Annotated in this window: 22 protein-coding genes and 1 pseudogene; 7 read left to right on the top strand and 16 right to left on the bottom strand. The window is 52.3% G+C overall.

The genetic code is table 11. The features are described 5' to 3' along the window. Positions 1-7: 7 nt before the first annotated feature. The 4 genes and pseudogenes from GJV52_RS05805 to GJV52_RS05790 all read right to left on the bottom strand — a co-directional run bounded on the left by GJV52_RS05805 (position 8) and on the right by GJV52_RS05790 (position 3936). Positions 8-1231 (bottom strand): ABC transporter substrate-binding protein, encoded by a 1224-nt coding sequence (locus GJV52_RS05805; protein ID WP_095503557.1) that lies wholly within the window; start codon positions 1229-1231, stop codon positions 8-10. 61 nt (positions 1232-1292) lie between these two features. After that, the gene (locus GJV52_RS05800; RefSeq protein ID WP_100562746.1) at positions 1293-2327 is read right to left on the bottom strand and encodes a FecCD family ABC transporter permease; all 1035 of its coding nucleotides are present in this window, start codon (positions 2325-2327) and stop codon (positions 1293-1295) included. Between the two features lie 185 nt (positions 2328-2512). Then, positions 2513-2632 (bottom strand): annotated as a pseudogene (locus GJV52_RS05795) (ABC transporter substrate-binding protein); the annotation flags it as partial. A 161-nt stretch (positions 2633-2793) separates the two neighbouring features. Then, entirely contained in the window at positions 2794-3936 is a 1143-nt protein-coding gene (locus GJV52_RS05790) for an RNA-guided endonuclease InsQ/TnpB family protein (protein WP_095503172.1), read from the bottom strand. A 44-nt stretch (positions 3937-3980) separates the two neighbouring features. Here GJV52_RS05790 and tnpA point away from each other — a divergent pair, with 44 nt between their 5' ends. After that, positions 3981-4397: an IS200/IS605 family transposase gene (gene tnpA, locus GJV52_RS05785; RefSeq protein WP_095503171.1), complete on the top strand. Its 417-nt coding sequence runs from the start codon at positions 3981-3983 to the stop codon at positions 4395-4397. A 178-nt stretch (positions 4398-4575) separates the two neighbouring features. Here the strand turns inward: tnpA and metG are convergent, their stop codons facing one another. From metG to GJV52_RS05765, 4 genes are all read right to left on the bottom strand, one after another. Next, a complete protein-coding gene (metG, locus tag GJV52_RS05780) occupies positions 4576-6633 on the bottom strand; it encodes a methionine--tRNA ligase (RefSeq protein ID WP_100564053.1) in 2058 nt (685 codons plus the stop codon). A 108-nt stretch (positions 6634-6741) separates the two neighbouring features. After that, positions 6742-7002, bottom strand: coding sequence for a Kazal-type serine protease inhibitor family protein (locus GJV52_RS05775; protein WP_100564051.1), 261 nt, complete (start codon positions 7000-7002; stop codon positions 6742-6744). A gap of 68 nt (positions 7003-7070) precedes the next feature. Further along, positions 7071-8435, bottom strand: coding sequence for a tRNA uridine-5-carboxymethylaminomethyl(34) synthesis GTPase MnmE (mnmE, locus tag GJV52_RS05770; protein WP_100564049.1), 1365 nt, complete (start codon positions 8433-8435; stop codon positions 7071-7073). A gap of 128 nt (positions 8436-8563) precedes the next feature. Then, complete coding sequence (locus GJV52_RS05765; RefSeq protein WP_095502234.1) at positions 8564-8839, bottom strand: hypothetical protein; 276 nt, start codon at positions 8837-8839, stop codon at positions 8564-8566. 251 nt (positions 8840-9090) lie between these two features. On the opposite strand from GJV52_RS05765, the gene GJV52_RS05760 reads away from it, so the two are divergent. From GJV52_RS05760 to GJV52_RS05750, 3 genes are read left to right on the top strand one after another with little or no spacing between them, the layout of a single operon-like run. Beyond that, positions 9091-9516, top strand: a complete 426-nt coding sequence (locus GJV52_RS05760) for a CopD family protein (RefSeq protein ID WP_095502233.1) — start codon at positions 9091-9093, stop codon at positions 9514-9516. Positions 9517-9531: 15 nt separating this feature from the next. Beyond that, positions 9532-10002, top strand: a complete 471-nt coding sequence (locus tag GJV52_RS05755; RefSeq protein WP_095502232.1) for a CYTH domain-containing protein — start codon at positions 9532-9534, stop codon at positions 10000-10002. After that, positions 10003-10758, top strand: coding sequence for a hypothetical protein (locus GJV52_RS05750; protein ID WP_100564047.1), 756 nt, complete (start codon positions 10003-10005; stop codon positions 10756-10758). A 45-nt stretch (positions 10759-10803) separates the two neighbouring features. Here the strand turns inward: GJV52_RS05750 and GJV52_RS05745 are convergent, their stop codons facing one another. From GJV52_RS05745 to GJV52_RS05735, 3 genes are all read right to left on the bottom strand, one after another. After that, positions 10804-12567 carry an SLC13 family permease gene (locus tag GJV52_RS05745; RefSeq protein WP_100564045.1) on the bottom strand — a complete coding sequence of 588 codons (1764 nt, stop codon included), beginning with the start codon at positions 12565-12567 and terminating at the stop codon, positions 10804-10806. 333 nt (positions 12568-12900) lie between these two features. After that, positions 12901-14202, bottom strand: a complete 1302-nt coding sequence (locus GJV52_RS05740; protein ID WP_100564043.1) for a M16 family metallopeptidase — start codon at positions 14200-14202, stop codon at positions 12901-12903. Between the two features lie 49 nt (positions 14203-14251). Continuing rightward, a complete protein-coding gene (locus GJV52_RS05735) occupies positions 14252-15568 on the bottom strand; it encodes a M16 family metallopeptidase (protein WP_100564041.1) in 1317 nt (438 codons plus the stop codon). A 179-nt stretch (positions 15569-15747) separates the two neighbouring features. On the opposite strand from GJV52_RS05735, the gene GJV52_RS05730 reads away from it, so the two are divergent. Continuing rightward, complete coding sequence (locus GJV52_RS05730) at positions 15748-16926, top strand: phosphoglycerate kinase (protein WP_095502227.1); 1179 nt, start codon at positions 15748-15750, stop codon at positions 16924-16926. 309 nt (positions 16927-17235) lie between these two features. Here GJV52_RS05730 and GJV52_RS05725 read toward each other — a convergent pair whose 3' ends face one another. From GJV52_RS05725 to arsC, 5 genes are all read right to left on the bottom strand, one after another. Beyond that, complete coding sequence (locus GJV52_RS05725; protein ID WP_095502226.1) at positions 17236-17697, bottom strand: GNAT family N-acetyltransferase; 462 nt, start codon at positions 17695-17697, stop codon at positions 17236-17238. A gap of 86 nt (positions 17698-17783) precedes the next feature. Beyond that, entirely contained in the window at positions 17784-18122 is a 339-nt protein-coding gene (locus tag GJV52_RS05720; protein WP_100564039.1) for a hypothetical protein, read from the bottom strand. Between the two features lie 118 nt (positions 18123-18240). Further along, the gene (gene gltX / locus GJV52_RS05715; protein WP_095502224.1) at positions 18241-19635 is read right to left on the bottom strand and encodes a glutamate--tRNA ligase; all 1395 of its coding nucleotides are present in this window, start codon (positions 19633-19635) and stop codon (positions 18241-18243) included. Between the two features lie 117 nt (positions 19636-19752). Next, the gene (locus tag GJV52_RS05710) at positions 19753-20412 is read right to left on the bottom strand and encodes a YdcF family protein (RefSeq protein ID WP_095502223.1); all 660 of its coding nucleotides are present in this window, start codon (positions 20410-20412) and stop codon (positions 19753-19755) included. Positions 20413-20438: 26 nt separating this feature from the next. Continuing rightward, entirely contained in the window at positions 20439-20798 is a 360-nt protein-coding gene (gene arsC, locus GJV52_RS05705; protein ID WP_095502222.1) for an arsenate reductase (glutaredoxin), read from the bottom strand. Between the two features lie 189 nt (positions 20799-20987). Between arsC and GJV52_RS05700 the strand changes: the two genes are divergently transcribed. Both GJV52_RS05700 and GJV52_RS05695 read left to right on the top strand, forming a co-directional pair. Further along, positions 20988-21467 (top strand): TlpA disulfide reductase family protein, encoded by a 480-nt coding sequence (locus GJV52_RS05700; RefSeq protein ID WP_100564055.1) that lies wholly within the window; start codon positions 20988-20990, stop codon positions 21465-21467. Between the two features lie 98 nt (positions 21468-21565). Beyond that, on the top strand, positions 21566-22012 hold the full coding sequence (locus tag GJV52_RS05695; RefSeq protein WP_100564037.1) for a hemerythrin domain-containing protein: 447 nt from the start codon (positions 21566-21568) through the stop codon (positions 22010-22012). Positions 22013-22020 lie beyond the last annotated feature (8 nt).

Below are 22020 nucleotides of genomic sequence, written 5' to 3'. Positions count from 1 at the left end.
GACGGCCTTAAGCAAAGAGGGCGGCAAACCAGTTTTTAATACGCTGCCACAAGGATAATTCGGCAGCAGGCTCGGCTTGGGCAGGCGCAGCATCGGCAGCGGCTTGGTTTTTACAATCGTCCAAACCGTCGCAGCCCAAGTGGATAAAGAATGTGCCTTGCGGCTCAACCGGCAGATATTTGCGGTGAAACGCGCGGTAGGTTTCTTCCGGATTCACATCGGCAAAGGCTTCGGGATACAGCGCTTTGGCGATGAATTGGGCGGATGCCAAGTCCGACAGCGAACGCGATGCGGTGTGGTAAATGCCGAACACGCGGCCATTTTGAATGGCCGGAATGTCTGCCCAACCGGCGCGCTCGGTGAAGCCTTTCAGGCGTTTTTGCGCTTCGTCGGCGGCAATGTCAATGCCCATCGCCATAGAAGTGGGCTGCTTCAGGCCGACTTCGGTGCCGGAAATAATCACCACATCGGGCTTGGCGGCAAGAAACTGCTCGGGGTTAATCGGCCCCCAGTCTTGGATAAACGGCGCGGCAATATTGTCGCCGCCCACGGTATCGGCAATCGCGCCCCACATGTTTTTGCCGAAGGTGAAACTGTGTTCGGCCGGGCCTTTATCGCCGAACTCAATGTAGATTTTCGGCTTGGGCTTGCCCGCTCCGGCCACGCGTTTTTGAATGTCGGCCATGCCCTTCGCATATTCGTCGGCAGCTTCTTTGGCGCGTTCTGGCGTGCCAGCGATTTCACCGAAAAGCTTGGCACTGGCGGTGTGGCGTTCGACCGTTTGCGCGTTGAAATCCACCACCACCACCGGAATACCCGCTTTTTCAAAACGCGGCATTTCTTCTTTTAAGGTGTCATACTGCCAATCGGCCAACACCACCACATCGGGCTTCATCGCCAAGGTTTTTTCAAATGAAAATGTGCCGGTGTTCACATTGCCGATGTCGCCGATGTTTTGCAGCGACGGGATTTTAGCAGCATAAAGCGACCAACTGCCGGGGTTGAACTTTTCCCAAAATTCGCGCGAAATGCCGACCACGTTTTCAAACTTATCGGCACCGGTCACGGCGATGTAATCGGGATAATAAAAGCCCAGCACCACGCGCTTGGCCGGCACATCGACTTGCACTTCACGCCCGCGCACATCGGTGAGCGTTTTCACTTCGGCTTGCGCGGTGAGCGCGGCTAGGCTGAATACGGCGGCGGCTAAAATACGGTAAACAGGCTTCATTGGTTTATCTCTCTATGTCATTTCTTTCAGACGGCCTGATTAAAAATAAGTTGTCTGAGAATTATCGCTTGGTCAACACAATCCAAAAGAAAAACGGCACGCCGACAAACGAGGTCACAATCCCCACCGGGAACAGCGCGCCGGGAATAATCACTTTCGACAACACGCTCGCCACCGACAAAAACGCCGCGCCCGCCAGCATCGAGCCGGGCAGGAAAAAGCGCTGGTCTTCGCCGAGCAGAATGCGTGCCACATGCGGCGCGACCAAGCCGATAAAGCCGATTACGCCGACAAAACTAATCGCCGTGGCGGTCATAATCGCCACCAGCACCAAGGTTTGAATGCGCAGGCGTTGCAGGTTGATGCCCAAACCGGCGGCGCGCTCTTCACCCAAACGCAGGGCGGTGAGTTTCCATACATCTTTCACCAACAGGCTTACGCACACGGCGGTCACCACGGTAGTGACGATAACCGTTTCCCACGTTGCCTTAGTCAAACTGCCGAACAGCCAAAACAAAATCTGCTGCGAAATTTCCGGTGCAGCAATAAACTGAATCAGCGACAAAATCGACTGAAACAAAAACAACAAAGCAATCCCCACCAATACCAGCATGGCCGAATTGAAGCGGCGGATGGAAGCAAACGCAAACAACACCCCCGCCGCCAGCATGGTCATCACAAACGCGCCAATCGGCACGGCAAACGCATGCGGCAAACCGAAGTCGCCAAAGGCAATCACCAGCGACGCACCCAAACCGGCCGCCGCCGCCAAACCCAACGTGTAAGGGCTGGCCATCGGGTTATTTAGCAGGGTTTGGATTTCCGCACCGCCCACGCCCAAGGCCGCGCCGACCACCAAGGCCATCACCGCCATCGGCAGGCGCAAATCGTACACAATCACCTTGCTCATTTCGTCCGCACCCTGCATGTTCAGCAGCGATTTCACCACCTCGCTTACGGGCAACATAGAAGGGCCGGTCGCGATGTCAAACACAAAGCCAATCAGGCTGACGATTAAAAAAGAACAAACAACCAACCAGCGTTTGCGCTCCAAGGCGCGCTGGTTTTTGACAATATCGGCGGCGGTAGGGGTCATGATGAATTTTTTTAAAATGAATGGGATAAAGGTAAGAAACCGTTTTTTCAGACGGCCTTTTGATGAAGCCGTCTGAAAAAACGGACTCTGGCCACACAGGGCGAATCATACCATGCGCGGCATCAGGCCGTCTGAAAAGCGACAAGGCGGCAAGCGCATAGGCTTGCCGCTTTATCAATCATTCCTTATCGCGGATAAGTATAGAACGTACCGTTCGGCACCACCGGCAGGTTTTGACGATAGAAATCCAAATAGGTTTTTTCCGGATTCAGGTCTTTAAACAGCTGTGGATAAATCGCTTTGGCCTTGACGTCCTTCCCTCCCTGAAGGGAGGGAATTCCTACGGCGATTTGTGAACGGCATTGAGCCATTCACAAATCGCTTCGGTGGGTTTCTGCTGCTGACCGCCTTACTGCACGGTTCACTTCACAGACGCTACGGGCACGTCCTGCCCTGAAACTTCATTTTACTTTTGCGCTGCCAAAATCTCTTGACCGCGCTTTAACACATTGATTGCACCCACAATATCCGCATTGTTTTGATAGCCACATTGCACACATTCAAAGTTTGCCTGTGTTTGACGGTTATCTTTGGCAGTATGTCCGCAAGCTGGGCAACAACGACTGGTATTTTGTGGCGGAACAGCCACCAAATGCCCACCGCGCCACAACAGCTTATAGTCCAACTGACGGCGAAACTCAAACCAAGACTGGTCTAAAATCGCACGGTTTAAGCTTGATTTGGCAGCAACGTTTTTTCCATGCTGCACGGCGTTGCCTTTAGCGGATTTGGACATATTCGCCACCTGCAAATCTTCCACATACACAATCGCGTGGTTTTGGCTGATTGCGCTGCTGATTTGGTGCAGGTAGTTTTTACGGATATTGCTGATTTTGTGGTGCAAACGGCTGATTTTTGCTTTCAGTTTCTGCCAGTTTTTGCTGAATTTGGTTTTGTGTTTGAACTGTTTTTGCAGTTTTGCTAGTTTGCCTTTCAACGTTTTGAATGCGTTGATTGGCTCAAAAAACTGACCATTGGACAATGTTGCAAATTTGGCAACACCCATATCAATCCCAGTTTCGCCACCGTTTGGCTGCGCGATTTCCTGCTCGGTTTCGGTTTGCATAGATACAAACCATTTACCGCATTTTTGCGATACGGTTACGTTTTTCAGGCTGCCTGAAACGTGTCGGCTGTTGCGATAGCGCACCCAACCGATTTTGGGCAAATAGATACGATTATTTTGCTGCTCCAATTTACAGCCTTGCGGAAAGCGGAAACTGTCTTTTTCGCCTTTGCGTTTGAATTTGGGGAAATCTGCGCGTTTGGCAAAGAAGTTTTTGAATGCGCTTTCCAAGTCTTTCAAACTTTGCTGCAAAACTTGGCTGTGGCAGTCTTTTAGCCAGTCTAATTCTCGTTTCCATTCAGGCAGCAAATTTGCGATTTTGGTGTAGCTAAATTTGAACGAATTATCTTGTTGATATTGTTCGTTTTGATACGCCAAAGCACGATTGAATACGAAACGCGAACAACCGCAAAATTGTTTCATTTTGCGGATTTGCTCGCCGTTTGGCATCAGTTCAAATTTGAATGTTTTGAGTATTAACATGATTTCATGGATAATGGAATTTTTAGCAATTTTACACTTGGTCTATGGAAAAAGAAACTGATTTAAGACGTGGTCGGCACGTTGTTTTTAATCTTCATGTACATTTGGTATTTGTCGCAAAATATCGCCGAAAAGTGTTCACAAAAGAAATTTTGGACGATATGCGCGGTATTTTTGAGAGCGTCTGCACCGATTTTGAAGCGCAACTGGTGGAATTTGACGGCGAAGATGACCATGTTCATTTACTTGTGAACTATCCGCCCAAAGTGTCTATTTCAAAACTGGTGAACAGCTTGAAAGGTGTATCTAGCCGCATGATTAGACAGAAAAATTATCCAAGCATCAAACAAAAATTATGGGGCGGTGCGTTGTGGTCGCCGTCTTATTTTGCAGGTAGCTGTGGTGGTGCGCCGATTACGATTATTCGGCAGTATATTGAACAGCAGAAAACGCCTGATTAACTGAATATCAACGGTTTTAGGACTGCTACGCAGTCCGCGCCTTATATCTCCGCCGTGAACGGCGAAGTTTTACGGCGCAGCCTGATAAACGAAACAGGCCGTCTGAAGACTAAGTTTTCAGACGGCCTGTTTATTGCTTAAAAAGCGGCGACAATCTCCTAGCCGCTTTCAGACGGCCTTAGCCGACTTTATCGCCCGGTTTCGCACCGGCATCGACATCCAGCAATTTCAGTTTGCCTTCAGATGTGGCCGCGCTCAAGATCATGCCTTCGCTCATGCCGAATTTGGCCATTTTGCGCGGGGCAAAGTTGGCCACGGCAATCACCATGCGACCGTTGAGTTCGGCCGGATTTGGGTAAGAGGCGGCGATGCCGGAGAAAATCACGCGTTGCGCAAAGCCGAAATCCAAGTCGAATTTCAACAATTTGGTGCTGCCTTCTACCGCTTCGCAGTTCAGCACTTTGGCCACGCGCATGTCGATTTTCATAAAGTCATCAAAGCTGGCTTGCTCGGCCACCGGCGCGAATTTGCCCGCTTCGGCAGGCGCGGCTTCGACGGCGGCTTGGATGCTTTGTTTGTTGGCTTCGATTAAGTTGTCCACTTGTTGTTGCTCCACTCGTTGCATGAGGTGTTCGTATTTGTTGATGGCGTGTTCGCCCAAGGTTTGGCGGGTGTTTGCCCAGGTAATCGCGTCCAGATTCAGGAATTTGGCGGCGTTTTCGGCCACTTTCGGCAATACCGGTGCCAGGTAGGCGGTCAACACGGCAAAGGCGTTGATTAATTCGCTGCACACTTCATGCAGGCGCGCGTCTTGACCTTCTTGTTTGGCCAATTCCCAAGGTTTGTTGGCATCAACGTATTCGTTCACGATGTCAGCCAAAGCCATGATGTCGCGCAGGGCGCGGGCGTATTCGCGGTTTTCGTATTGCTCGGCAACGGCTTCGCTTTGGGCGGTGAGCTTGGCCAGCAATTCGCTATCGGATACGTCTTTCAGACGGCCTTCAAAACGTTTGGCGATGAAACCGGAAGCGCGGGCGGCAATGTTGACATATTTGCCGACCAAATCGCTATTCACGCGGCTGATAAAGTCGTTCAGGTTCAAATCGATGTCTTCGATTTTGCTGTTGAGCTTGGCGGCGATGTAGTAGCGCATCCATTCCGGATTCAGGCCTTGGTCCAAATAGGATTTGGCGGTGATAAACGTGCCGCGCGATTTGGACATTTTTTGGCCGTCCACAGTCAAAAATCCGTGGGCGAAAATGCCGCTCGGTGTGCGGTAGCCGGAAAATTTCAGCATCGCCGTCCAAAACAGCGCGTGGAAATACAAAATGTCTTTACCGATGAAGTGATACATTTCGGTTTGGCTGTCGGCTTTGAAAAATTCGTCGAAATCCAAGCCGATGCGGTCGCACAGGTTTTTAAACGAGGCCATGTAGCCCACCGGTGCGTCCAGCCACACATAAAAATATTTGCCCGGCGCATCGGGGATTTCAAAGCCGAAGTAAGGTGCGTCGCGGGAAATGTCCCAATCCGACAGCGAGGTTTCTTCGCCTTCGCCCAACCATTCTTTCATTTTGTTCAAGGCTTCGGGCTGCAAATGCGGTTTGCCCAAGGCGTTGGTACCGGAAGTCCACTCTTGCAGGAAATCGGCGCATTCGCCCAGCTTGAAGAAGAAGTGTTTCGATTCTTTCAACACCGGCGTGGCACCGGATACGGCGGAATACGGGTTAATCAATTCAGTCGGCGCGTAGGTAGTGCCGCAGGATTCGCAGTTGTCGCCGTATTGGTCTTTGGCGTGGCATTTCGGGCATTCGCCTTTGACGAAGCGGTCGGGCAGGAACATTTGTTTTTCAGGGTCGAAAAGCTGCTCGATGACGCGGCTTTCGATTTTGCCGTTGGCTTTTAAGGCGCGGTAGATTTCTTCGGAAAACGCTTTGTTTTCAGGCGAATGGGTGCTGTAGTAATTGTCGTAGCCGATACCGAAGCCGGTAAAGTCGGCCAAATGCTCTTCACGCACTTTGGCAATCATGTCTTCCGGCTGCAAACCTTGCTTTTGCGCCGCCAGCATCACCGGCGTGCCGTGGGTATCGTCGGCGCAGCAGTAGTAGCACTCGTGGCCGCGCAATTTTTGAAAACGCACCCAAATATCGGTTTGGATGTGTTCGACCATGTGGCCTAAGTGGATGCTGCCGTTGGCATACGGCAGGGCGGAAGTCACTAGAATTTTTCGTGTCATGGTTTATGCTTTGGAAACAATCAAATAAAGATGGGGAATTATACCGCAAAAGGCCGTCTGAAAATCATCTTTCAGACGGCCTGAGACCTTTGCCTTTTTCTGATGGGTTTAACGCAAACTACCACACGCGCCGCGGCTGACCTTGATAATCTTGCCGCTGTCGCTGCACACGCTGCACGGATTGCCGAACGACTGTTCTACCGTGCGCCCGCCCTGCTCGATGGTGGCGCATACGGGGTCGTATTCGCGGGTGCAGACGCGGCTGTGGCAGGATTTAGTGGTAAACGTGGTGTCCGGCTTGGCCGCTGGTGTGGGCTGTTGGCAGGCGCTGAGTATGAGCAGCGGCAATACCATCCATAAACTTTTCATGGCGACTATCCTTTGTGGTGAAAGAGTATTAAGGACGTCTGAATACTTATCTTTCAGACGGCCTGATGTTATTTACCAATACAAAAACGCGAAAAAATCACGCCCAATAAATCATCGGCAGTAAATTCGCCGGTGATTTCGCTGCACGCTACTTGTGCCAAGCGCAGGTGTTCGGCCAAGAGCTCGATTTGATGGTTGCCGCACAATGCCGCGTTTTCCAGCTCGGCTTCGGCAGCGTGCAAGGCAGTCAGGTGGCGGCTGCGGGCGAGAAACAGGCTTTCGCTTTCGCCCTGCCAGCCGATTTCCTGCAACAAGGCTTGTTTGAGCAAATCCAAGCCTTGGCCGGTTTTAGCGGAAAGTTTGATTAAGGTATCGGCACCGGTTGGCGTGAGGCCGTCTGAAATTTTTTCCACGGTGTCGCCGGTCAAATCGGCTTTGTTGTGGATTTCGATGCGCTTCAAGCCTTCGGGCAGGCCGTTGAGAATGGCTTGGGTTTTGGCGTTGATGCCTTCGCGCGGGTCAATCAGAATCAGCGCCACATCGGCTTCGTTGACGGCTTTTTGGCTGCGCTGGATGCCGATTTGCTCGACCACGTCGTCGGTTTCGCGCAGGCCGGCGGTGTCGATGATGTGCACCGGCACGCCATCGAGCGTGATTTGTTCGCGCACGGTATCGCGCGTGGTGCCGGCAATATCGGTGACAATGGCGATGTCGTCGCCGGCCAAAGCGTTGAGCAGGCTGGATTTGCCCACATTCGGCGCACCGACCAGCACCACATTCATGCCTTCGCGCAAAATCGCGCCTTGTTCGGCACTGGCCAACACAGTTTTCAGACGGCCTTGCAAACCGGCCAGCTTGCCGCGCGCATCGGCGGCTTCGAGAAAATCGATGTCTTCTTCGGGAAAATCCAGCGTGGCTTCGACCAGCATTCTGAGCGTAATCAAATCATCGACCAGCGCGTGAATATGCTGCGAGAACGCGCCTTTGAGCGAACGCAAAGCCATGCGGGCGGCGGATTTGCTCGAGGCATCAATTAAATCAGCCACGCTCTCGGCCTGCGCCAAGTCGAGCTTGTTGTTGAGAAAAGCGCGTTTGGTGAATTCACCCGGCTCGGCGGCTTTGGCACCGAGGGCGAAACAGCGCTGCAACAACATATCCATCACCACCGGCCCGCCGTGGCCTTGCAATTCAATCACGTCTTCGCCGGTAAAACTGGCGGGCGCGGCGAAATAGAGCATTAGGCCGTTGTCGATGGCTTGGCCGTCGGCATCGAGGAAATCGGTGTACAAAGCCACGCGCGGCTTGGGCGTTTTACCACCGCTCAATGCCTGTGCCAAAGGCAGCAAATCTTTGCCGGACAAACGAATCACGCCGACGCCGCCGCGGCCGGGCGCAGTGGCGATGGCGGCGATGGTGGGATTGGGTGCAGACATGGCCGTCTCTTTTCGGATAAATAAAGGGGATTATAACAAAGGCCGTCTGAAAAGGGTTTCAGACGGCCTTTGTTATAATTTGGGATAATTATTTTATGCTATCAAATGAATGTAGCAATACTGTCGGCTTAACGCTTTTTCTTCGCCGGTTTGGCTTTATCTGCCGCCGCCAAACGCATGGCAACGAATTCGACCATCAGGTCTTTTTTGTTCCAGAAAAAATCTTTCATTTTTTCCAACGAATAAATTTTGCGCACCATCATCGGCAAACCTTCGTGGATAATCGCGGCCACTTCGCCGTTGGTGGTTTGGTTGTCCATCGCGGTTTTCAAGTCGGTTTGCTTTGCCGCCAAATAGTCATTCAGGCGTTTTTTCACGCCGCTGTTGATTTCAAATTGTTTCATGCTTTATTTTTCCGTAATTGTGGGGTGATTATCTTAATCTGCATAATCACATGGTATATTTTCTTCATTTTATTTTAGCAAAATCTGTCATACATCTCCATCATACCGCAGCGAATCGCGGCCAAATTGTGCACTGCATTCTATAAAATTGTCGGAAATACGGGTTTGATGCGAAAAACAGCGCGGATTTTGGCGGCATGTGTGGATTTAAGGCTACAATAACGTTTATCTGATTAGGAGGCCGTCTGAAAATGTATTTATGGTTAAAACTGGCGCATATTTTCTTCATTATTTCTTGGTTTGCCGGGCTGTTTTACCTGCCGCGCATTTATGTGAATTTGGCGCAGGTCAATCCGCAAACCGAAGCCGCCGAATACGCGCGACTGCTCGGCATGGCGCAGCGGCTGTATAAATTTATGTCTCCTTTGGGGCTGTTGGCCGTGATTTGCGGCTTGGTGATTCCGTTTATCAACGGCTGGTGGTCTATGGGCTGGGTGCATGGCAAGGCCACTTTGGGCATTTTACTGATTGGCTACCAACACATCTGCCGCGCCCACCTGCGCCGATTCGAGCAGCATGCCTGCCGCCATTCGCATAAGTTTTATCGCGTGTTTAATGAAGTGCCGGTGTTGCTGATGCTTTTGGCGCTGTATTTGGTGGTGTTTAAACCGTTTTGAAAGGCCGTCTGAAAAATGTCTGTTGAAATCGAACGCCGTTTTTTATTGAAAAACGATGATTGGCGCGATATTGCATCGGCGCCGCAAACGCTGCAGCAAGGTTATCTGAGTGTAGAAAAAGAGCGCACCATCCGCGTGCGCATTATTGATGACCAAGCGTGGCTGACGCTGAAAGGCTATATTTCTGATGTGAGCCGCAGCGAATTTGAATATGACATCCCGCTGGCGCACGCGCAAACGATGATGGCAACGATGTGCCCGTTTAAGATGGAAAAACGCCGTTACCGCGTCGAATTTGAAGGTTTTCTCTACGAAATCGACGAATATTTTGGCGACAACGCACCATTGATTGTGGCGGAAATCGAATTGCCGTCTGAAGATGCCGTGTTTGCCCGCCCCGATTGGCTGGGCGAAGAAATCACGTCCGACGGCAAATTCACCAACGCTTATCTGAGCAAACACCCTTACGCCACTTGGGAGCATTAATTGCGCCTGCTGCTTGCTTTATCGCTCATCTGCGCCCTGCCCGCATGGGCTGCCGAACCCACCATCCACCGCCAAGTTTACCCCTTGAGCGCGGCGGATACGGTGCAGATTACGCGCTATTGCCACCCCGAAGCGGCGGGCGTGTATTTGTTTCACCCGCACGACAACGAATACACCGCCAAGCAGGTTGCGCTCGAAGCGGTGCGCCGCTATCCGGTGTGCCTGATTGCGTTGGAACACCGTGGCACGCGCCGCATTTCGTTTCGCAGCGGCGAATCATATGCCGATTTCGACCCCAACCGCATCTATTCGCCGCAAGGCCGCACCGTCACGCTTTCAGACGGCCTTGATGAAGCCGCCGCACATACCGCCGCTGCCTTTGCCGATGCGGTGTTAAGCGCCTTGCAACCGGCCAAATTCATCATCGCCATGCACAACAACACCGATGGCGCCACCAACATCGAAAGCTATGCGCTTGAGCCTTTGGCCGGAACCGATGCACCGGTGTTTATCCACCCGCAACACGACGAAGACGATTATTTTTACGTCAATGACCCACGCGCGTTTGCATTTTTCCAAAGCCGCGGCTTCAATGTGGTGCAGCAAACGGAAGACGTGGCCGATGACGGCTCGCTGTCGGTCTATGCGGCCAAACATGGCATTGGCTACATCAATATCGAAGCGGAATACGGCCATGAAGTTGAGCAGCGCGATATGCTGCAAGCAGCGTGGGCATATTGGCAAAGTCTGCGTTAGCTTTATTCAAACAAAGGCCGTCTGAAACTTTCAGACGGCATTTTTTTATCCTTCAAACGGCCAAAACATCGGGATCAACAATAAAGTCAGCTCCATCAAAATCACATTCAGCGGCAAACCGATTTTCACAAAATCACCGAAGCGGTAGCCGCCTGCGCCGTACACCATGGTATTGGTCTGATAACCGACCGGCGTCATCAGGCTGGCACCGGCAGCGAACATCACCGCAATCAGAAACGGCTCCGGACTCACGCCGAGCATTTTGGCCGTGGAAATGGCAATCGGCGCAAACAACACCGCCACGCCGGAATTGCTCATGAATTCGGTTAGCAGCTTGGTCACCAAATACAGTGCGCCCAATGCCAACAAGGGGCCGGAATCTTTCACCAAGCCGACAGTGTGATCGACCACATATTGCGCCGCGCCGGTTTCAGTCATGGCCAAGCCCAAAGGCAGCAAACCGGCCAACAGAATAATAATCCGCCAGTTAATCGCTTTATAGGCAGCTTCGGCACTCAAGCAGCCTGCAGCCACCATCGCCACCGCACCCATCATCGAAGTCATGCTGATGTGCGCCCATTCCAAGGCGGCCACAATCACCACCGCCAGCATCACCACAATGGAAAACGGCGCGCGCCAACTGTTCGGCATCGGTTTTTCACCTTCGGCCAACACGATAAAAGCCGAGTCGCGGCGGAAATCGTCGATGTCTTTGCGCGGCACCAGCAACAATAAAATATCGCCGACTTTGAATTTCAGACGGCCTAATTGTTTGCGCACAATGTTACCGCGCCGCTGCACGCCGATTACCTGCACGCTGCGACTCCAACCATCGTCTTGCAGCGTATCCAGCCGCTCTTGCGCCCAATCGGAACCGGGCGCAATCATGGCTTCAACCACCACCAAATCCTGCTCTTCCTGATGGCTGTTGTCCTGATTGTCGTGCAGCTCCAAACCAAATTGCTGCTGCAAGCCGAGCAGGTTTTCCGGTTCGGCGCGAATCAGCAACACATCGTCCACATGCACCATCTGATGCGCGGGCAGCGATAATTTTTCACCACGGCGGATTAAAGCCAGCGGAAAGGCATGAAATTCTTTGCGCATGGCCGAATCGCTGATGGTTTGGCCGATGAGCAGCGAATCTTGTTTCACTTGGAACTCAGCCACATAATGACCATTGGAACGGCTGTCGTTTTCCTGCATGCCGGTATCAGGCAGGAAGCGGTACACCAGCAATAAATACACGCAACCGGCGGCTAAAAGCAGCAAGCCGAACAGGGTAAAATCAAACACGCCAAAATCGGCCGCGCCCTGCTGCTCGGCAATGCCGTTGACCAGCAGGTTGCTTGATGTGCCAATCAGCGTGGTCAAACCGGCCATCTGCGCCACCAACGACAAAGGAAGCAAGGCTTTTGACGGCGCCATGCCGATTTTGTAGGCCGATGCCAGCACAATCGGGATAAACACCGCCACCACGGCGGTATTGCTGATGAACATCGACATCACCGTCGCCGAAACAAACATCACCAGCAAAAACATCAACGGCGATTTCACCCGCCCAAGCATTTGGCCTATGCGGTTGAGCGCACCGCTGTGTTGCAGGCCGGCGGCGAGAATAAACATCGCCGCCACGGTGATGGTTGATGAATTGCTAAAGCCGCTCAAGGCATCTTTGCCATCGATTAAGCCTGTTGCCGCCAGCGACACAATCAGCAATATCGCCACCGCGTCCATGCGCACTTTTTCAGTGGCAAACAGCACAATCGCCACCGCGGTAATGAATAAAGTTAAACCGATTTCTAATGTCATTGTTTTTCCTTACACTCGGTTTTTATAGTTGTTTGAAATAAAAATCATACAGCGTTGCCAGCGCCCTATGCTATTTGGGAATAAATGAGAATGATTCCCTTAGTTGAATTTTGCTATCTTACACAATTCTGTGTCACGAAAATGTAAAATTTTCATCAAAAAATATGGTGAAATCTTTGCAAAACCGTAGATTTAAGTACAACTCAACGTTGTAACATCACACAATGAAGAAATGCGCCAAAGACAGTGATGTTGCCAAGGTCTTGGGCTTGATGAAAAAAAAAACAGGCCGTCTGAAACCTTTCAGACGGCCTGTGGATCATCAAACCAAGTTTATTGCGCACCCACCACCACAACATGCAAATCGCTGAATTTCAGCCGACGCTGCCAGGCATCTTTGATTTGCGCGGTGGTGAGCTGTTCCACCGCTTTCGGGTAGTCTTGCAAATAGCTGCTTTCCAGATTATGTACACCAATCAGGCTTAAGTATTTCAGCAGCTTGGCATTGGAATCAAAGCGCAGCGGGAAGCTGCCGATGATGTTGGCTTTGGCCTGTTTCAACTCGGCTTCGGTCGGCCCTTCGGCTATGAATTGCTCCACCACCGCCTGCACATCGGCCAAAGAAGCGCGGGTGTTTTTCTTTTGTGTCGAATAACCAATGCTGAACACGCCTGCTTCGGTTAGCGGCATCAGGCTGCTGTACACACCGTAGGTATAGCCTTTTTGGTCGCGCAGGCGGTTCATCAAGCGGCTGTCGAAACCACCGCCGCCCAACACATAATTGCCTGCCACCAAAGCGTAATAATCGGGGTCGTGGCGTTTAATCAGCGGCATGCCCAAAATGATTTGCGCCTGCTCGCCGGCAAACGGAATGTCGCGGCGCTGGGCAGTTTGTGCTTGCACCGGCGCAATCTCGCTGCCTGCTTGGCTGGTGTTCGGCAAGCCTTTTAATGCGGTTTGCACCATTTTTTCGGCTTGGCGGCGGTTGACATCGCCAACAATCGCCACCACGGCGTTGTCTTTACCGTAATGGGTGCGGTGGAACGCGCGGATGTCGTCAAGCGTGACGGCTTTCAGGCTGTCCACCGTCACATACGCATCGCTGCCGTAAGGATGGTTCGGATACGCAAGCTTGGTAAACGCGCGCTCGGCGGTAAAATCGGGCGTGGTTTCCTGCTGCTGCAAGGCAGTAACCGCTTGCTTTTGGCGGCGAGCAAATACGGCCGGATCGAAGCGCGGCGCGGTTAAGGATTCGTTGATTAAGGCCAAAGTTTGGTTCAGGTTTTTGGCTTGACTCAAACTGCGGAAACCGATGGTGGCAGTTTCATGGCCGCTGCCACTGCCGATATTAGCGGCGATGTCGTTGGCTTTTTCGTTGAAGGCTTCTTCGTCCAGCGTTTTCGTGCCATCGGTCAGCAGCGCGGCGGTAAATTCGGCCACTTGGCTTTTGCCCGACGGATTGAACACGCCGCCTGCGCCTTTGAAGCTGATTTCCATATCAACAATCGGATTTTCTCTGCGCTCGACCAGCAGAATCTGCGTGCCTTCCGGTGTCGTCCAGCGCTGAATGTCGGCAGCGGCTTGGGCGGTCAGCGGCAGGGCGGCCAGCGCGAGCAGTAAAGTTTTAGAATACATGGTTAGCCTTTCGGTTGAGGCCGTCTGAATGTTTCAGACGGCCTGTGGATTATTTCGCTGCTGTTTGCGGTTTCACAACGACCACGCTGGAGCGCTTGTCGGTCAGCAATTTGGCGGCAGCCTGCACGTCGGCGGCGGTCACTTTTTGCAGGCGGCGGCGGATTTCGGCTTCATCGCTGTAACGGAAACCGCGTGTTTCCAAGCGCCCCATCAAGGAGGCTTGCGAAGTCATGGAATCGCGTGCGTAGATTTCGCTGCTCATCATGCGGGTTTTGACGCGTTTGAGTTCGTCCTTGCCCACGCCGTTGTCGGCGATGTCTTGGATTTCGGCGCGCATGGCGGCCAGCAAATCCTGTTCGCTCACGCCGTTGCTCGGCATGGCCACCACGTTAAACAGCGGCATTTCGCGGCTCAAAATATCGTAGTTCACGCCCACACTCAAAGCGATTTGCTTGCCGCGCACGAGATTTTTATCCAAGCGGCTGGACGAATTGCCCGACAAAATATCGCTCAACACATCCAGCGCGTAAGGCAGCGTGTCGCTGATGTTCTGCAAGGCAGGTACGCGGTAAGACAAAGCCACCAAAGGCTGGCGGGTCACGGCGGAAGTGGTCTCAGCAAACACCGGCTCGCGCTCAAAAGCTTCGCTCAAATCGTTGCGCGGCGGCAGGGTTTTGGCGGGAATGCTGCCGAATAATTGTGCGGCCGTCTGAATGGTTTGCTTGGCATCGACATCGCCGACAATCACCAAAGTGGCATTATTGGGCGCGTAAAACTGACGGTACCAATCGCGCAAATCGTCGGCTTTAAGCGTGTGCAAATCGTCCATGTAACCAATCACGCTGGCGCGCATCGACGGCTTGGTGAAACTATTAAGAAAAACGTGTTCCCACATTTTGCCGGCGGCGGTGTCTTCGGTGCGCTGGCGGCGTTCTTCCCGAATCACACTCATTTCATTGATAAAGTCTTTGTCGCTGAAATTGAGGTTCTGCATGCGGTCGGCTTCGAGTTTCAACACTTCCGGCAGGTTGGCGGCGGAAATGTTCTCGTAATACACGGTTTCGCTGCGGTTGGTGTAGGCGTTGAGTTCACCGCCCAAAGCCGAAATGCGGCGGTTGAATTCGCCCGCAGGCACCGACGGCGTGCCTTTAAACATCATATGCTCCAGCGCATGGCTCAGGCCGCTTTTTCCCGGTTTTTCATCGACGCTGCCGACCTTATACCAAAGCTGCGACACCGCCACCGGCGCGCGCTTGTCTTCTTTGACAATCACTTTCAACCCATTAGGCAGGGTTTGCGACAACGTTTGCGCCCACACAGGCACGGCAATGGCCAGCACGGCCAGCCAGACGGTTTTGCGTAACATGGTTTTCCTCATCGTTGCAATTGATGGAATGATAAACATTTCTATCAAAATGATAAAGCGCGTTTGCACGGTTTCACAGTAGCGTGTTCAGACGGCCCAAGCCCTTTACCCGATTTCCGTGATGGCGGATAATAGCCCTGATTTCATCCGCTTTTTTCCATTCATATAAAGGAAACATCATGGCATTTTTGAAACTGACCGACCAAAACGTCAACGGCAAAACCGTTCTGATCCGCGCCGACATGAACGTCCCGTTTAAAGACGGCCAAATCAGCGACGACACCCGCATCCGCGCCTCGCTCGAATCCATCCGCTACTGCTTGGACAACGGCGCAGCGGTAATCGTGATGACCCATCTCGGCCGCCCGACCGAAGGCGAATTCAAGCCGGAAGACGATGTTGCCCCTGTGGCCGCGCATTTGGGCAAACTCTTGGGCAAAGAAGTCAAGGTGTTGAACGACTGGCGTGACAACGCACCTAAACTGCAAGTCGGTGAAATTGCCATGCTGCAAAACGTGCGCATCAACAAAGGCGAAAAGAAAAACGATTTGGAATTGGGCAAAGCCTACGCCGCTTTGTGTGACGTGTTCGTCAACGACGCATTCGGCACCGCCCACCGCGCCCAAGCCTCAACCGAAGCCGTGGCACAAGCCGCACCGGTGGCCTGCGCAGGCGTATTGATGGCAGGCGAACTCGATGCCTTGGGCAAAGCCTTGAAAGAACCGGCGCGCCCGTTGGTGGCGATTGTGGCCGGCAGCAAAGTATCGACCAAGCTGACCATTTTGGAATCATTGGCCGACAAAGTGGATCAACTGATTGTCGGCGGCGGCATCGCCAACACCTTCCTGCTGGCAGAAGGCAAAGCCATCGGCAAATCATTAGCCGAAGCCGACTTGGTGGAAGAATCGAAAAAAATCTTGGCCAAAATGGCAGCCAAAGGCGGCTCTGTACCGCTGCCGAGTGATGTGGTGACCGCCAAAGAATTTGCCGAAACCGCCGCAGCCGAAACCAAATCGATTGACGATGTGGCCGCAGACGACATGATTTTGGACGTTGGCCCGCAATCGGCGCAAGCTTTGGCCGAAGTGTTGAAAAACGCAGGTACCATCGTGTGGAACGGCCCAGTCGGCGTGTTTGAATTCGACCCATTCGCCGGCGGCACCGAAGCCGTGGCCAAAGCCATTGCCGAGAGCCAAGCCTTCTCGATTGCCGGTGGCGGCGACACGTTGGCGGCGATTGCCAAATTCGGCATCACTGACCAAATCAGCTACATTTCCACCGGCGGTGGCGCGTTCTTGGAATTCTTGGAAGGCAAAGAATTGCCTGCCGTCGCAATTTTGGAAAAACGCGGCGCGTAATATCGCTTGATTGTGGATAAGTAAAGGCCGTCTGAAACATATGTTTTCAGACGGCCTTGTATCTTTGTAAGAATCCAGCAAATCGTAGGTCGGATACTTGTATCCGACATTCTTAAAGCTACAGCAAGGCACATAGCAATTTCCAGAGCCTAGCCGGTTTATCGCCGAAATACCATAGGAAGATTTGAAAATCCTAGGCTGCCAAGGTGGCGAACCGATTGTCAGTATGCCGTCTGAAAAGTTTTATCTTTCAGACGGCATTTTTAGAATGTCGGATACGAGTATCCGACCTACACTTGCTGAGATTTATCACAAATCCAATTTCATAATCGATACCGTTTCGCCGTTGTACCAATGTTGCGCGATTTCCTGCCAGCCGAATTTGGCATACACAGCCTGCATATCGGGTGTGTATAAATAGAGGCTTGGCAATTTCATCTCGCGGGCAGCGGTCAAGCAATGTTGCACCAATTGTTTGCCTACGCCTTCGCCGCGATATTCGGGCAACACAAACACATCGCCCAACCAATATTCATAATTGCTGAAAGCTTGAATGTCGTGGCGTTTGAGCGCGGCCGAACCTTTCAGACGGCCTTGTTCATCTACTGCGGCAAAAGCCACAGGCAGCGGCGCATCGTTTAGGCAGGTTTGGTAATACGCATGGATTTTCGCCACATCTGCCCACGGCGCAAAATCGTGCCATTCGGTATGCAAGGCTTGGGCAAGCGGGGCGATGTGTTCGGACAATAAGGGAATAATACGGCAATTCATGGAAATGTCATTGAGATGATACAGCTTTATGATATAACAGATTGAATAAAAAAGGGGAACTGTTTATCAGTTCCCTTTTCTCATGCCTATTGGTTAGCTTTGGTGCCGCCCGGGCCGTAAACCGCGTTCCAAGCCGAATCCAGCTGCTGGCCGGCTTGCTGCAACACCGTTGCTTGTTGGGTTTTCACCGCGGTTGCCGCTTGAATTTCGCTTTGCAAACGAGTGATGTCTTCCTGCGCTTGTTGGGCGCGTTTTTGCGCATCGGCTAAATTGGTTTGCAGGGTAATCAGTTTGCTGTCGTTGTCGTTTTGCGCTTTCAGGGCGCTGCGGTAAGCGGATTGCGCCGAGAGCAAGGCATCTTCGGCAGGACCGGCATAGGCGGCTGCGGATACCGCCAACACGGCGATAGTCAGAAATCTTTTCATGGGTGCGTCCTTTAAAGATGGGGCTTGCCGGATAATGTAGCATAATCGAGGCCGTCTGAACACTTTGCGTAAGGTTTCAGACGGCCTGTTATTGAATCAAACAAAAATCATCCACAACTTAGCTGCGGATACGGCGCAACACTTCTTCTTTGCCGATTAAGGCCAATACTTCGTCCACGCTCGGGGTTTTGGCGGTGCCGCACACGGCCAGACGCAGCGGCATGCCGAGTTTGCCCATTTTGATGTTTTCTTCGTCGCAGAACGGCTTGAACAAATCGTGAATCGACTCGGCATTCCATTCGGCCACGCCTTCGAGCTTGTCGGCAAAGCGCAGCATACGCGCGGCGGCTTCGTCGTCCCAATGTTTTTGCACATCGGTGTCACTAGGTGTTTGTTTTTGGTAGAAATACAAACACTCATCGGCCAGCGTGTTCAAATCTTGCACACGGTCTTTTACCAAGGCCAACACGTCTTCCAGCGGCGGCTGGCTGGTGTCGGTCAAGCCACGCACGGCCAGACGCTCTTGCAGCAATTCGGCCAACTGGTCATTCGGCGTGATTTTGATGTGTTCGCCGTTAATCCAATAGAGTTTCTTCAAATCCATACGGCTTGGCGATGGGGAAACGTCTTTCAAATCAAACCATTCGATGAATTGTTCCATGGTGAAAAATTCATCGTCGCCGTGCGCCCAGCCCAAGCGTGCCAAGTAGTTCAGCATGGCTTCAGGCAAAATGCCCATCGCGCCGAAATCGGTAATCGCCACGGTGTCGCCGCTGCGTTTGGAGATTTTTTTGCCTTGCTCGTTGAGAATCATCGGCAGGTGGGCGTATTCCGGCAAAGTGGCACCGATGGCTTTTAAGATGTTGATTTGTTTTGGGGTGTTGTTGACATGGTCGTCACCGCGAATCACATGGGTCACGCCCATGTCGTAATCGTCCACCACCACGCAGAAATTGTAAGTCGGTGTGCCATCGGCGCGGGCGATAATCAAATCGTCCAGCGCTTCGTTGGGAATGCTGATGTCGCCTTTCACCAAATCGTGCCACGCGGTCGCGCCTTCCAGCGGGGTTTTGAAACGCACCACCGGCTCTACGCCTTCGGGAATTTGCGGCAGGGTTTTGCCTGCTTCCGGACGCCAGCGACGGTCGTAAGTGGCGGTGCCTTCTTTCTCGGCCTGTTCGCGCATGGCTTCCAATTCTTCTTTGGAACAATAGCAATGATACGCGTGGCCGCTTTCTAAGAGCTGGGCGATGACTTCTTTATAGCGGTCGAAACGGCGGGTTTGGTACACGACATTATCGGCGTTATCGTAATGCAGGCCGACCCAATTCATGCCGTCTAAAATGATGTTGACTGATTCGGCGGTAGAACGCGCCAAATCTGTATCTTCAATGCGCAGCAGGAATTCGCCTTTGTGCTTGCGTGCATACGCCCATGAAAACAAGGCGGTGCGCACGCCGCCGATGTGGAGGTAGCCGGTCGGGCTCGGGGCAAAACGGGTTTTGACGGTCATGATGGTTTTCCTAATGCGGTGCTGATGAAAGAGGTTATTGTACTGTTTTCAGGCGGTTTGAACAATTCACAGGCCGTCTGAATGCGTGTTCAGACGGCCTGTGGATAAATGGACAACTCAATGGCGGCGGGTGAGGATATTCCAGATTTTGTCACTCCAGCTTTCAAATTGGTAGAGAAACAAGGCATAGCTTTCCTGCAGTAAGAATTTGTCGCGCTCTTTACCGGCATCGTAAAGCGTGGTCGGTGTGGCGGAAACGGCGGCATTCATGCCGAAATTTTTGGCAATCGCCTGCGCCCGTGCCAAATGGTAAGGATCGCTCACGATAACCAGCGTTTCAATGCCGTTGGGGCGCAATAAGGGCTGGATATTTTGCAGGTTTTCATAAGTGTTGCGCGAGGTGTTTTCAAACACAATATGCCGCGCCGGAATGCCTTGCTTGATGGCATAACGCCGCCCGACTTCGGCTTCGGTCATGAAGCCTTTTTTCGGTGTGCCGCCGGTGAAAATGATTTTATCCACACGCTGGCTTTGATACAGCGTAATCGCATGGTTGATGCGCTCGCGGAACACAGGTGACGGGCGTTTGTCCCACGCTGCCGCGCCCAATACCACCGCCGCATCGGCATGAAAATCTTTCGGCAGCGTCTGATTGCCCATGCGGTACACCTGCCAAACCGTCGCGGCAAACATCGCCAGCACCAGCAATACGCTGAGTGCCAGACCGCGCAACAAATAGAAGCGCAAGCCGGTTCGACTGTGGAACAAATGGGGCATGATTCAGACGGCCTCTCAATATCAGGTTATGCCAATAAGGCTTCGATGTTTTCCAATGGACGGCCAATCGCGGCGCGTTCGCGGCCGACCAAAATCGGGCGCTCCAACAAGGCAGGATGCTCAGCAATGGCAGCAAGCAGCGCGTCATTGTCGATATCGGGTGCGTTTAAACCCAATTCTTTGTATAAATCGTCTTTCACGCGCATCATGCCGCGCACATCGTCCAAACCGAGTTTGCGGAAAATCTCGGTTAAGGTCGCCAAATCCGGCGGCGTGGTCAAATAATGCACCGTTTCGGCTTCAATTGCGTGTGATTCCAATAAAGCCAAGGCCGCACGCGATTTGCTGCAGCGGTTGTTGTGATACAAAATCCATTCAGACGGCATGATGATCTTCCTATGGTGAATCGTCTTATTATCAACCCCATTGTGGCTTTACTCAACCATGTTGATGAGTCATTGGGAATAAATCTCATTTTTGTGCAAAAATCCAACACCTTGACTTGAACCAAAACATTGGCCGTCTGAAAGGTTTACAATAGGCATGTTATCAACCTCATGATTTGGGCCACGACCATGAAAACATTATCCGCCCTGATTTTCGCTTCCCTGACTTTCTTCTCTGCCAACGCATTCGCTGCCGATTTGCAAATGTGGAACAGCACCGCGCCGCAATCGTTGCAAAACCTGAAAGCGCCTGTGCGCGTGGTGAACCTGTGGGCAACGTGGTGCGGCCCGTGCCGTAAGGAAATGCCGGAAATGTCGGCATGGTATAAAGCGCAGAAAAAAGGCAGCGTCGATATGGTCGGCATTGCGCTGGATTCCACCGACAACATCGGCAAATTTTTGAAAACCACGCCGGTGAGCTATCCGATTTGGCGCTACAGCGGCACCAGTAGCCGCCAATTTATGAAATCGTTCGGCAACCAAGTCGGCGTGTTGCCGTTTACCGTGGTGGAAGCGCCCAAATGCGGTTACAAACAAACCATCACCGGCGAAGTCAACGCCAAAAGCCTGACCGCTGCCTTAAAAGCCGCCCAAGCCAAGTGCAAATAAGATTTGCCGCCGCTTCGGCGGTTTGGCATATCAGGTGTCACCGTTTTGTGTTATAAGTGGTTCATACAACAACAAACAAAGCAGAACAGGAGCCACAGATGGATATTTTTAACGCCTTAATCGAAAACCACGACGTGCAACGCAAGCTGTGCGGCGAATTGGCTGCAGCCAAGCAGTGGGAAACGAAAAAGAAAAAATACGAAGCCTTGCGCCTTGAATTGGTGGCGCATGCGGTAGCGGAAGAGCGCCATCTGTATCTGCCGCTGATGCAATACGATGACGGCATGGAAATCGCCCGCCACGCCATTGCCGAGCATCACGAAATGGACGAATTAATCGCCACCTTGAGCGACGGGCGCACCGGCGAGAGCCGCTGGCTGGAAACGGCGGAAGAATTAATCGAAACCGTTGAGCATCATTTGAAGGAAGAAGAAGACGAAATTTTCGTTGACGCGCGTAAAGTGTTGGATAAAGCCCAAATCGACCGCTTGGGCCCGCTTTATCAAACCGAATACGAAGAATTCAAAGCAGCCGAAAGCCAATAAACCCTATT

The sequence above is a fragment of the Neisseria brasiliensis genome (assembly GCF_009671065.1).
GTDB lineage: Bacteria > Pseudomonadota > Gammaproteobacteria > Burkholderiales > Neisseriaceae > Neisseria > Neisseria brasiliensis.
Note: the sequence above shows the minus strand (reverse complement) of the source record. Positions and strands in the feature narration are given on the sequence as shown.

What these genes read in the sequence shown, in the direction of transcription:
- GJV52_RS05710 (WP_095502223.1), bottom strand. Translation starts at nt 20,412, where the DNA reads ATGCCCCATTTGTTCCACAGTCGAACCGGCTTGCGCTTCTATTTGTTG.
- GJV52_RS05790 (WP_095503172.1), bottom strand. Translation starts at nt 3,936, where the DNA reads ATGTTAATACTCAAAACATTCAAATTTGAACTGATGCCAAACGGCGAG.
- GJV52_RS05755 (WP_095502232.1), top strand. Translation starts at nt 9,532, where the DNA reads ATGTCTGTTGAAATCGAACGCCGTTTTTTATTGAAAAACGATGATTGG.
- GJV52_RS05800 (WP_100562746.1), bottom strand. Translation starts at nt 2,327, where the DNA reads ATGACCCCTACCGCCGCCGATATTGTCAAAAACCAGCGCGCCTTGGAG.
- GJV52_RS05695 (WP_100564037.1), top strand. Translation starts at nt 21,566, where the DNA reads ATGGATATTTTTAACGCCTTAATCGAAAACCACGACGTGCAACGCAAG.
- GJV52_RS05805 (WP_095503557.1), bottom strand. Translation starts at nt 1,231, where the DNA reads ATGAAGCCTGTTTACCGTATTTTAGCCGCCGCCGTATTCAGCCTAGCC.
- GJV52_RS05745 (WP_100564045.1), bottom strand. Translation starts at nt 12,567, where the DNA reads ATGACATTAGAAATCGGTTTAACTTTATTCATTACCGCGGTGGCGATT.
- GJV52_RS05735 (WP_100564041.1), bottom strand. Translation starts at nt 15,568, where the DNA reads ATGTTACGCAAAACCGTCTGGCTGGCCGTGCTGGCCATTGCCGTGCCT.
- GJV52_RS05765 (WP_095502234.1), bottom strand. Translation starts at nt 8,839, where the DNA reads ATGAAACAATTTGAAATCAACAGCGGCGTGAAAAAACGCCTGAATGAC.
- tnpA (WP_095503171.1), top strand. Translation starts at nt 3,981, where the DNA reads ATGGAAAAAGAAACTGATTTAAGACGTGGTCGGCACGTTGTTTTTAAT.
- gltX (WP_095502224.1), bottom strand. Translation starts at nt 19,635, where the DNA reads ATGACCGTCAAAACCCGTTTTGCCCCGAGCCCGACCGGCTACCTCCAC.
- arsC (WP_095502222.1), bottom strand. Translation starts at nt 20,798, where the DNA reads ATGCCGTCTGAATGGATTTTGTATCACAACAACCGCTGCAGCAAATCG.
- GJV52_RS05730 (WP_095502227.1), top strand. Translation starts at nt 15,748, where the DNA reads ATGGCATTTTTGAAACTGACCGACCAAAACGTCAACGGCAAAACCGTT.
- GJV52_RS05725 (WP_095502226.1), bottom strand. Translation starts at nt 17,697, where the DNA reads ATGAATTGCCGTATTATTCCCTTATTGTCCGAACACATCGCCCCGCTT.
- GJV52_RS05760 (WP_095502233.1), top strand. Translation starts at nt 9,091, where the DNA reads ATGTATTTATGGTTAAAACTGGCGCATATTTTCTTCATTATTTCTTGG.
- mnmE (WP_100564049.1), bottom strand. Translation starts at nt 8,435, where the DNA reads ATGTCTGCACCCAATCCCACCATCGCCGCCATCGCCACTGCGCCCGGC.
- GJV52_RS05700 (WP_100564055.1), top strand. Translation starts at nt 20,988, where the DNA reads ATGAAAACATTATCCGCCCTGATTTTCGCTTCCCTGACTTTCTTCTCT.
- metG (WP_100564053.1), bottom strand. Translation starts at nt 6,633, where the DNA reads ATGACACGAAAAATTCTAGTGACTTCCGCCCTGCCGTATGCCAACGGC.
- GJV52_RS05775 (WP_100564051.1), bottom strand. Translation starts at nt 7,002, where the DNA reads ATGAAAAGTTTATGGATGGTATTGCCGCTGCTCATACTCAGCGCCTGC.
- GJV52_RS05720 (WP_100564039.1), bottom strand. Translation starts at nt 18,122, where the DNA reads ATGAAAAGATTTCTGACTATCGCCGTGTTGGCGGTATCCGCAGCCGCC.
- GJV52_RS05740 (WP_100564043.1), bottom strand. Translation starts at nt 14,202, where the DNA reads ATGTATTCTAAAACTTTACTGCTCGCGCTGGCCGCCCTGCCGCTGACC.